This window comes from Streptomyces sp. col6, assembly GCF_008042035.1.
Taxonomy (GTDB): Bacteria; Actinomycetota; Actinomycetes; order Streptomycetales; family Streptomycetaceae; genus Streptomyces.
Map to the genome: position 1 here is coordinate 981,089 of NZ_RDBL01000029.1, position 10,295 is coordinate 991,383.

The 10,295-nt window shown below is 68.7% G+C and carries 8 protein-coding genes; 7 read left to right on the forward strand and 1 reads right to left on the reverse strand.

Annotation, left to right across the window (positions count from 1 at the left end):
- Positions 1 to 72 precede the first annotated feature (72 nt).
- The 3 genes from EAO73_RS33630 to EAO73_RS33640 all read left to right on the forward strand — a co-directional run bounded on the left by EAO73_RS33630 (position 73) and on the right by EAO73_RS33640 (position 6,405).
- Positions 73 to 2,367 (forward strand): DUF6049 family protein, encoded by a 2,295-nt coding sequence (locus EAO73_RS33630; RefSeq protein ID WP_191134314.1) that lies wholly within the window; start codon positions 73 to 75, stop codon positions 2,365 to 2,367.
- A 49-nt stretch (positions 2,368 to 2,416) separates the two neighbouring features.
- A complete protein-coding gene (murJ, locus tag EAO73_RS33635) occupies positions 2,417 to 4,579 on the forward strand; it encodes a murein biosynthesis integral membrane protein MurJ (protein ID WP_147975239.1) in 2,163 nt (720 codons plus the stop codon).
- Between the two features lie 128 nt (positions 4,580 to 4,707).
- Positions 4,708 to 6,405 (forward strand): protein kinase family protein, encoded by a 1,698-nt coding sequence (locus EAO73_RS33640; protein ID WP_147975240.1) that lies wholly within the window; start codon positions 4,708 to 4,710, stop codon positions 6,403 to 6,405.
- An 85-nt stretch (positions 6,406 to 6,490) separates the two neighbouring features.
- Here the strand turns inward: EAO73_RS33640 and EAO73_RS33645 are convergent, their stop codons facing one another.
- Entirely contained in the window at positions 6,491 to 6,955 is a 465-nt protein-coding gene (locus tag EAO73_RS33645) for a DUF2690 domain-containing protein (RefSeq protein WP_147975241.1), read from the reverse strand.
- 142 nt (positions 6,956 to 7,097) lie between these two features.
- Between EAO73_RS33645 and sigM the strand changes: the two genes are divergently transcribed.
- The 4 genes from sigM (at position 7,098) to trxA (ending at position 10,254) form a co-directional block, all read left to right on the forward strand.
- Positions 7,098 to 7,832, forward strand: coding sequence for an RNA polymerase sigma factor SigM (gene sigM / locus EAO73_RS33650; protein ID WP_147975242.1), 735 nt, complete (start codon positions 7,098 to 7,100; stop codon positions 7,830 to 7,832).
- The gene (locus EAO73_RS33655; RefSeq protein WP_147975243.1) at positions 7,829 to 8,770 is read left to right on the forward strand and encodes an anti-sigma factor family protein; all 942 of its coding nucleotides are present in this window, start codon (positions 7,829 to 7,831) and stop codon (positions 8,768 to 8,770) included. The genes sigM and EAO73_RS33655 overlap by 4 nt, the downstream gene beginning before the upstream one ends.
- Positions 8,771 to 8,903: 133 nt before the next feature.
- Positions 8,904 to 9,869 carry a thioredoxin-disulfide reductase gene (trxB, locus tag EAO73_RS33660; RefSeq protein WP_147975244.1) on the forward strand — a complete coding sequence of 322 codons (966 nt, stop codon included), beginning with the start codon at positions 8,904 to 8,906 and terminating at the stop codon, positions 9,867 to 9,869.
- Between the two features lie 55 nt (positions 9,870 to 9,924).
- Positions 9,925 to 10,254: a thioredoxin gene (gene trxA / locus EAO73_RS33665; RefSeq protein ID WP_147975245.1), complete on the forward strand. Its 330-nt coding sequence runs from the start codon at positions 9,925 to 9,927 to the stop codon at positions 10,252 to 10,254.
- Positions 10,255 to 10,295: the final 41 nt, after the last annotated feature.

The following is a 10,295-nucleotide window of genomic DNA, read 5'->3' on the forward strand; positions in this document are numbered from 1 at the left end:
CACCTCGTTACCATGCGGGGACGCAGCAGCGGACAACGATCGACAGCTGACGACGACGAGGGACGGGTAGGCGTGGCCGAGGCGGCAGACATCCAGGGGATGAATCCCTCTCCTGCCCGCCGGTGGCTGCGGCGCACAGCCGCCGTGCTGGCCGGGGCTCCGCTCGTCGCCGCCCTGCTGGCCGGAGCGTCCGCCCCGCAGGCACGAGCCGACACGACGAAGGCTCCGACGGGTTCGAGCACGGTCTCGGTGTCACTGGACGAGGTCACCCCCAGCGCCCCTGAGAAGGGGGACACGCTGACGATCTCCGGCACCTTGACCAACAAGGGCAAGGAGACGGTCACCGAGGCCCAGGTCGACCTGCGGGTCGGCCCCCGGCTCTACAGCAGGACCGCCATCGACGCGGCCGCCCGCCGCACGGGGTACCTGCCCGGTACCGATCCCTATCCGATCGGGGGCAAGTACACGGTCGAGATCGACAAGCTGCGTTCGGGCATCAGCCAGGACTTCACGCTGTCGGTTCCGGTCAACAAGCTGGGGCTCGGTGACGACGGGGTCTACCAGCTGGGTGTCTCGCTGTCCGGCCGCACCTCGCACACCGTGTACGACCAGGTGCTCGGCATCAAGCGGACCTTCCTGCCCTGGCAGGACGGGGAACGCGACTCCAGGGTCGGCATCAGCTACCTCTGGCCGCTGATCGCGTCGGCGCACCTCACGGCGGAGACCGGCTCCGACGAACAGCAGACCCCCGTGTTCGCCGACGACGACCTCGCCGCCGAGATCGCACCGGGGGGCCGTCTCGAACAGATGGTGTCGCTGGGCAAGCAACTGCCCGTGACCTGGGTCATCGATCCGGACCTGCTGGCCAGCGTCGACGCGATGACCAAGCCCTACCAGGTCAGATCCGGCGACACCACGGTCCCCGGGACGAACCAGGAGCTGGCCAAGAAGTGGCTCACCTCGCTGGAAGGGGCCGTGTCCGAGGGCAAGGTCGTGGCCCTGCCGTTCGGCGACCCGGACCTGGCCTCGATCGCCCATCGCGGCAAGAACGTCTCGGGCACGCTCAGCCATCTGCAGACCGCCAGCGAGGTCGCCGGCATGACGGTGGAGACCATCCTCCATCTGAAGCCGTCGACCGACTTCGCATGGCCGGTGGACGGTGCGGTGGACCCGTCGATCGTGGATGTCGCCACCTCGGCCGGCGCCCACCGCGTGATTGCCCGCAGTGACAGTCTGGAAGAGACCGGAAACCTGTCCTACACGCCCTCAGCCGCCCGCCCGATCGGCGGCGGCACCACAGCGGTGGTCGCCGACGCCAGGCTCTCCACGGCCTTCCAGGGCGATATGGGGAAGGCGGGGAACTCCACGCTCGCCGTCCAGAAGTTCCTCGCCCTGACCCTGGCCCTGGCCGAGCAGGACACGGACAAGGACCGGTCTGTGGTGGTCGCACCGCAGCGCATGCCGACGATCGCCCAGGCGCAGTCGATGGCGCGCGCCCTCCACGCCCTGAACGGCGACCGCTGGACGCAGTCCCAGGGGCTGACGCAGGCCTCCGCGACCAAGCCGGACGCGAAGGCGACCACCGAGATCCCTCCGGCCTCCCGGTACCCGAAGCAGCTGCGCCGCCAGGAACTGCCCACCCAGGCCTTCCAGGACATCAAGTCCATCCAGTCCTCGCTCGACAACTTCCAGGTGATCCTCACCCACCCCGAGCGGGTGGTGACCCCCTTCGGCAACGCCGTCAACCGGTCCATGTCCACCTCGTGGCGGGGCAAGCCGCTGCAGGCCCAGCAGTACCGGGACTCGGTGCGCACCTACCTCCAGGGCCTGGTCGGCGAGGTCCAGCTCGTCCCGAAGTCGGACATCACCCTGTCAGGACGCAGCGCCACGATCCCCGTGACCGTGCAGAACAGGTTGCTGCAGGACGTCGATCACCTGGTGCTGCGGCTGAAGTCGGACAACGCGACCCGGCTCAAGCTGAACGACGGCGGCAGCATGGCGGAGCAGCCCATCCAGATCGGCGCCGGGCACAGCCAGTCGGTGAAATTCGACGCGGCGGCCAACATCAACGGCCAGGTCCAGATGACCGCACAGCTCTACACGGAGGACGGAACTCCGTACGGTGAGGAAATGGCCTTCACCGTGAAGGTCTCCGAGATCACCCCGACGGTGCTTCTGGTGATCGCCGGCGGGCTGCTGCTGCTGGTCCTGGCCGGCATCAGGATGTATGCACATCGGAAGCGTGCCAACGCGGGCGGCACGTCGGGCGACGACGGCAGTGAACCCGAGCAGCCGAGTGACCCGACGCCGGACACCGGTCCCGAAAGCGCGGAGCCATCGGGCACGGGTGAGAAAGTGGACCGTTGAGCGATGTCTGTCGTGGCCGGTCGGCCGGGGACGATGAGGTGGGGTTTCGATGAACGCGCCGTACGACGGTGACCGTGGTCAGGGTGCGGGCGGGGCCGGGTACTCCGGCGGCCCTCCGGTGCCCCCTGGGCCGGAGCAGGAGCCGGCGCCGGATCCGTATCTGCAGTCCACGTACGATTACGACCCCTACCGGGCCCAGGACCTCTCCGCCCAGGACCCGGTGGACGAGGCGCTGTACGACCGCGCGGCGCACCCGCCGCCACCTCCCGGCACCTATCAGCAGCCTCAGCCGCTCTACCAGCAGCCTCCGGCCGCCCAGTACGCCCCCGACCCCCGTATCTGGGCGCAGACTCCGCCACCCGAGCCCGCCGGGCCCTCCCGTCACCTCCCGTACGGTGACAACGCCGCGACCACCCAGTTCGTGGGCGTGGACGACCTCGTCACCCGGGCCTCCGAGGACCGCGACGAGCCCGACGCCTTCGCCCACCTCTTCCGGGACCAGGAGGGCCCGGCGGGCCCCGGCGCCTCCCCGGCGCCCGCTCAGCCCGAGCCCGCCCCGGCTCCCGCGCCGCCCAAGTCCGGCGGCCGTGCCTCCGGCCTGCTGAAGTCCAGTGCCGTCATGGCGGCCGGCACGCTCGTCTCGCGTCTCACCGGCTTCGTCCGCAGCCTCGTGATCACCGCGGCGCTCGGCGCGGCCCTGCTCGGCGACAGCTTCACCATCGCCTACACGCTGCCCACGATGATCTACATCCTCACCGTGGGCGGCGGTCTGAACTCCGTCTTCGTCCCCCAGCTCGTCCGCTCCATGAAGGACGACGAGGACGGCGGCGAGGCCTATGCCAACCGGCTGCTGACCCTGGTGATGGTCGCTCTCGGCCTCATCGTCGCCGTGGTGGTCTTCGCGGCTCCGTGGCTCATCCGGCTGATGTCCTCGACGATCGCGGACGACCCGGCAGCCAACAACGTCGCCGTGACGTTCGCCCGCTACTGCCTGCCCACCATCTTCTTCATGGGTGTGCACGTCGTGATGGGGCAGATCCTCAACGCCCGCGGGAAGTTCGGCGCGATGATGTGGACCCCGGTCCTGAACAACATCGTCATGATCTTCACGTTCGGGATGTTCATCTGGGTCTACGGCACGTCCCACGAGTCCCACATGGGCGTGGACACGATCCCGCCGGAGGGCGTGCGCCTGCTGGGCATCGGCACCCTGCTCGGCCTGGTGGTCCAGGCGCTGGCGATGATCCCGTACCTGCGCGAGGCAGGCTTCCGGTTCCGCCCGCGGTTCGACTGGAAGGGCCATGGTCTCGGCAAGACGGTGAAGCTGGCCAAGTGGACGGTCCTGTTCGTCTTCGCCAACCAGGCCGGTGTCCTGGTCGTCACCCAGCTCGCTACCTCGGCCGGCAAGGCGTCCGGGCAGGACGGGGCGGGCTTCCTCGCCTACTCCAACGCCCAGCTGATCTGGGGCATGCCGCAGGCGATCATCACCGTCTCGGTCATGGCCGCGTTGCTGCCCCGGATCTCCCGGGCCGCGCACGACAACGACCCGGGCGCCGTCCGCGACGACATCTCCCAGGGACTGCGCAACTCCGCCGTGGCCATCGTGCCGGTCGCCTTCGCGTTCCTCGCCCTGGGCGTGCCGATGTGCACCCTGCTGTACTCGTCCAGCGGCCCTGCGGCCGCCCGCTCCATGGGCTTCATCCTGATGGCCTTCGGGCTCGGTCTGATCCCGTACTCCGTGCAGTACGTGGTGCTGCGCGGGTTCTACGCGTACGAGGACACCCGCACGCCCTTCTACAACACCGTCATCGTCGCCCTGGTCAACGCGGCCGCCTCGGCCCTCTGCTACGTGGTGCTCCCCGCTCAGTGGGCCGTGGTCGGCATGGCCGCCTCGTACGGTCTGGCCTACGCCGTCGGTGTCGGGATCGCCTGGCGCCGACTGCGCAACCGTCTGGGCGGCGATCTGGACGGCGCCCACGTCGTCCGCACCTATGCCAGGCTGTGCCTCGCGGCTCTTCCCGCCACCGTGGTGGGCGGGGCCGTCGGCTTCGGCCTCCTGAACGTGCTCGGCGAAGGCGCCTTCGGCTCGCTCGTCGCGCTGATCTGCGGCGGGGCCCTGCTCCTGGGAGTGTTCTTCGTCGCGGCCAAGAGAATGCGGATCGAGGAGATCAACGGCATGGTCGGCATGGTCAGGGGGCGGCTCGGCCGCTGAGGCGGCCGGTCCGCACAACCATCGTCGGCCTCCGCGTGTCGTGCATAGCGCCGGAGTGTGGGCACAATTGGCGTGACTGTGCAGAGCTGGCTGGGCATCGCGCAACGGATGGGGAGGCAGGAACGACGGTGGCGGAACGTAGCACGGCTGCCGTCGACGTGGCCGACAACAGCGGGGACGAGCCGCTGACCGCCAAGGCGGACGAGGCCACGACCGACGGTACGGCAGAAGCGCAGGACGCGGCGGACACGGACTCCCCGGAGGAGGACGGCAGGAAAGCCGCTTCCGAGGCCTCCCCGGCCACCCCTGATCTGCACAGTGGACACAAGCTGGCCGACCGGTACCGGCTGGAGGAGTGCGTCACCCGTCTGGACGGGTTCAGCAGCTGGCGTGCCGTCGACGAGAAGCTGCGTCGCGCGGTGGGTGTCCACCTTCTTCCCGCGGACCACCCGCGGGCCCGATCCGTCCTGGCCGCCGCCAGGTCCTCCGCGTTGCTGGGCGACCCACGCTTCGTACAGGTCCTCGACGCCGTCGAGGAGGATGACCTCGTCTATGTCGTCCACGAGTGGCTGCCCGATGCCACCGAGCTCACGGCGTTGCTGGGCGCGGGCCCGATGGACGCCCATGACGCGTACCAGCTCGTCAGCCAGATCTCCCAGGCCATGGCGGCCGCGCACCGGGAGGGCCTGGCACATCTCCGGCTCACGCCGGGGGCCGTGCTGCGCAGCTCGTCGGGCCAGTACCGCATCCGCGGCCTCGCGGTGAACGCCGCCTTGCGGGGCATCACGTCCGATGGCCCCCAGCGCGCCGACACGGAGGCCATCGGCGCCCTGCTGTACGCCGCGCTGACGCAGCGCTGGCCGTACGAGAGCGACGCGTACGGGCTCACCGGCCTGCCCAAGGGCATGGGGCTGCTCCCGCCCGACCAGGTGCGGGCAGGAGTCCACCGGGGTCTCTCCGAGATCGCCATGCGGGCCCTCGCCAACGACGGTGCCACGGCCTCCCGCCAGGAGCAGCCGTGCACCAACCCCGACGAGCTCGCCAAGGCCGTCGCGGCGATGCCCCGGATCCGCCCGCCCGAGCCGGTCTTCACCGCACCGCCCGAGTACCAGCGGACCACCTACCAGCAGGGCACGTACGGCAGGCCGGCCGCGCCGGGGGCCGTCGTGACCCAGCCCGTGGTGCCCGTGCCCCCCGCCCCGCTGCAGAGCCGCACCGGAAGGGCCCTGAAGTGGGCCGTCTCCGCGCTGCTGATCGCTGCTCTGGGGCTGGGCAGTTGGCAGCTCGCCGAGACGCTCATCGACAAGGACAACAACTCGAACGGCGACCCCGGCACCACCCAGACCAACCCGAAGAACAGCGCCCCCCCGCCCGTCGAGAAGAGCAAGCCCGTCCCGATCATCGGTGCCACGGACTTCGACCCGCTCGGCGACGGCAAGGAGAAGCCGCAGGGCATAGGCAACGTCTTCGACAAGGACCCCAGCTCGTACTGGTACACGGACGGCTACTTCTCCGCCGACTTCGGCAAGCTGAAGGACGGGGTGGGGCTCGTGCTCGATCTCGGCAAGGTGCAGCGGGTCGGCACGGTGGACGTGTCCTTCCTCGATGGCACCACGTCGGTCGAACTGCGGACCACCAGTGGCTCGACGGTGCCGACCATGCCCAACGGCTTCGACACGGTCGCGCAGGGTTCCGGAACGCAGGTCTCGCTCAAGCCCGCCAAGCCCGTGCAGGCGCGGTACCTGCTCATCTGGCTCACCAAACTGCCGCCGAGCAGCGAGGGGAACTTCCGGGGGAAGATCTCGGACATCAAGGTCACCAGCTGACGTTTCAAGGCCGAGGAAAGGGGCCTGGGCCGGATCTGTAGATCCGGCCCAGGCCCCTTTCCTTCACCGCGCGCTGTTTCGGCGGTCAGTACGAAGGCGTTTTCGAGTGCAGGCTGACGTTGTCGTACTGGGACCAGCCCTCCGCGAACGAGGAGAGCGGATCCTTGTCATAGACCATCGCCGTGTAGCACGTATAACTGCCGAGAGCCGCACTGTAGGAAAGCTTCGTGCAGTTATAAGATTTACCGTCCGAGTTCCGCACGACCTGAGCCTTTCCCCACACGTCCTCGGAGAGCGTGATCCGCGCCCAAGCGGTGTGGCACTTCACGCTGTAGCGCAGCTCGACGGCTCCCAACGTCCAGCTGGAGGTCCCGATGGCCGCCCGCTTCACGGTGGTGGCGTCGCCCGAACACCCAGCGGAAATGGGGTTCTTTCCGTCCATCGAATAAGTGGCCGCCTGCGCGCTCCCCGGGAGCAGGCCCACAAGCACGGGTGCGGCGAGAACGGTAGGCAGCACCTTTCCCAGGTACCGCTTCACACGCTTCTTCATCACATGGTCCCCTTCCTGATTTCCCTCAATATAGGGCGGATAGGACACTCTCGAAGGGCAAACGAAACGCGCTTTTTGTGATTCCTATAATCCAACCCACCTCACCATTTACTTTCCGCCCGGGATCGGTTTGAATGCACGGATGGCGACAGCTGAGGGGAGAGGCCGCGAGCCCTACGGCGTCGATGCCGACGCCCCGAGCGACGCGGATCTCCTCGCCGGTCATGTCGCCGGCGATCCCGATGCCTTCGGTGAGCTGGCACGACGTCATCGCGACCGTCTGTGGGCCGTGGCCCTGCGGACGCTGGGCGACCGTGAGGAAGCGGCCGATGCCGTGCAGGACGCGCTGATCTCCGCCTTCCGTGCCGCCCATACCTTCCGCGGCCAGTCCGCCGTCACCACCTGGCTGCACCGCATCACGGTGAACGCCTGCCTCGACCGCGTCCGCAAGGCCGCGTCGCGGAAGACCTCGCCCGTCGACGACCCGGAACGGCTCGACCAGCTCCTGGAGCCCCACGAGTCGGCGGAGGCCCCGGCAGAACGCCATGACCTCCACCGCGAACTCATCACCGCTCTGGCCACGCTCCCCGCCGAGCAGCGCGCGGCGCTCGTCCTGGTGGATATGCAGGGGTACCCAGTGGCGGAGACCGCGCACATCCTCGATGTGCCCGTAGGCACCGTGAAGAGCCGCTGCGCGAGGGGCCGAGCGCGCTTGGCCCCTCTGCTGGCCCATCTCCGCAGTGAGGGAGACGACAAAGAAGCGCCCGACACAGAAGGGAACCGGACGCCCAGAGCATCCGTCCCACCGGCAGCCGGACCACGAGACGCGGGCGCGAGTGACCCCAGTGCGATGAAGGGCGGAGGTGGACACCGATGACATCAGCAGCCGACACGACCCAACACCCCGACGTCTCGGAGATCTCCGACCTGACCGAGGGCCTGCTCTCCGAATCACGCGCCGCCGAGGTCCGCAGTCACACGGCTTCTTGCGACCTCTGCGGTGAAGTTCTCGCCTCGTTGGAAGAGATCCGCAGTCTGCTCGGCGACTTCCCCGCTCCAGAGCCCATGCCTGACGACATCGCCGCCCGCATCGATGCCGCTCTCGCCGCCGAGGCGTTGTCCCACCGCTCAGATACGGCTGCGGCGGGCGATGTTTCACGTGAAACAGAACCCATAGCAGCGAAACTGCCCGGTCGGCCGGACCGTCCATCCGGGCACGCGCGCGCGGGCACGGGTCCGGGCCGTCGTCCCGGGGGGAAGCGGCGCCGCACCACCGTCCTCGCCACCGCCCTCGGAGCAGCTGCCCTGGTCGGCATGAGCGTCTTCCTGCTGCAGAACGCTCCGGTGCCGGAGAGCCAAGGCGATGCCAGTGCAATGCAGCAGGACACGGCGGTCCCGGGAAAGCACTCGCTGATCTTCTCCGAGGCCACACTCCAGGGCCGGGTGGACGTGCTGCTGAAGCCGCAGTCCGATGTGGGCGGCTCGGAGGATCCCGGTGCCAAGGAACACTCTCCGTCCGCTGCATCCAAGTCCTCACCCCAGTCCTCCCCCTCGGACGCCATGAAGCCCGAGTCCCCACTCCGCGCTCCCGCCGTGACTGTCCCCGCCTGTGTGGAAGAGGGCATCGGGCGGAACAGTGCCGCCCTGGCCATCGAGAGGGGCACCTACGAGGGCACCGATGCCTTCCTCGTTCTCCTGCCTCATCCCTCGGAGCCGGGCAGCGTCCAGGCCTATGTCGTCGATGCGGCCTGCGTCGGCGCCGAGCCGCCCGTCAAGGGGAAGCTTCTGCTGACTCACGCCTACGCACGCCCCTGAGCACCACGACGCCAGCCACCCGGGCACGTTGGGAATGCATCCCCCGTAGGATCCGTTGGGTGGGGTGAGAGTCGTTGAACCGACCCCAGTAGGCGTGGACAGTAGGCAGTCTGCAGAGACGAGGAAGAAACCCGTGAGCGACGTGCGTAATGTGATCATCATCGGCTCCGGCCCGGCCGGTTACACGGCCGCCCTTTACACCGCGCGCGCCTCGCTGAAGCCGCTGGTCTTCGAAGGAGCCGTCACCGCCGGTGGCGCGCTCATGAACACCACCGACGTGGAGAACTTCCCGGGCTTCCAGGACGGGATCATGGGCCCCGAGCTCATGGACAACATGCGCGCCCAGGCCGAGCGCTTCGGTGCCGAGCTGATCCCGGACGACGTCGTCTCCGTCGACCTCACCGGGGACATCAAGACGGTCACCGACACCGCCGGCGCGGTCCACCGCGCCAAGGCGGTCATCGTGACCACGGGCTCGCAGCACCGCAAGCTCGGCCTTCCCAACGAGGACGCCCTCTCCGGACGCGGCGTCTCCTGGTGCGCGACCTGCGACGGCTTCTTCTTCAAGGACCAGGACATCGCCGTGGTCGGTGGCGGGGACACCGCGATGGAGGAGGCAACCTTCCTCTCGCGCTTCGCCAAGTCGGTCACCATCATCCACCGCCGCGACACGCTGCGTGCCTCCAAGACCATGCAGGAACGCGCCTTCGCCGACCCGAAGATCAAGTTCGCCTGGGACAGCGAGGTCGCCGGGGTCAACGGTGAGCAGAAGCTCTCCGGCGTGACCCTGCGCAACACCAAGACCGGCGAGACGTCCGAGCTTCCGGTGACCGGCCTGTTCATCGCCGTCGGACACGACCCGCGCACCGAGCTCTTCAAGGGGCAGCTCGACCTCGACGACGAGGGCTACCTGAAGGTAGCCGCTCCGTCGACGCGCACCAACGTCTCCGGGGTCTTCGGTGCGGGCGACGTCGTCGACCACACCTACCGCCAGGCGATCACCGCGGCCGGCACCGGCTGCTCCGCCGCCCTGGATGCGGAGCGCTTCCTTGCAGCGCTCGCCGACGACGAGAAGGCCGCGACCGCGGCTGCCGTCTGACACACGCCTTACTCAGATCCCCACGCACACACCCCGCGAAGTTAAGGAGGCCGCCGTGGCCGGCGCCCTGAAGAACGTGACCGACGACTCCTTCGAGGAGGTCGTCCTCAAGAGCGACAAGCCCGTGCTGGTGGACTTCTGGGCCGCCTGGTGCGGTCCGTGCCGCCAGATCGCCCCGTCGCTGGAGGCCATCGCGGCCGAGCACGGTGAGATCGAGGTTGTGAAGCTCAACATCGACGAGAACCCGGCCACCGCTGCCAAGTACGGCGTCATGTCCATCCCGACGCTGAACGTGTACCAGGGCGGCGAGGTCGCCAAGACCATCGTGGGCGCCAAGCCGAAGGCCGCGATCCTCCGCGACCTCGCCGGCTTCATCGCCGAGTAAGTAATCGCAGCGTAGGGCACAGCCTGCGTCTGCTGTTTCAC

Bases quoted from the DNA above. Each gene is read 5' to 3' on its own strand.
- EAO73_RS33655 (WP_147975243.1), top strand. From the start codon at position 7,829: ATGACATCAGCAGCCGACACGACCCAACACCCCGACGTCTCGGAGATC.
- murJ (WP_147975239.1), top strand. From the start codon at position 2,417: ATGAACGCGCCGTACGACGGTGACCGTGGTCAGGGTGCGGGCGGGGCC.
- sigM (WP_147975242.1), top strand. From the start codon at position 7,098: ATGGCGACAGCTGAGGGGAGAGGCCGCGAGCCCTACGGCGTCGATGCC.
- EAO73_RS33645 (WP_147975241.1), bottom strand. From the start codon at position 6,955: ATGAAGAAGCGTGTGAAGCGGTACCTGGGAAAGGTGCTGCCTACCGTT.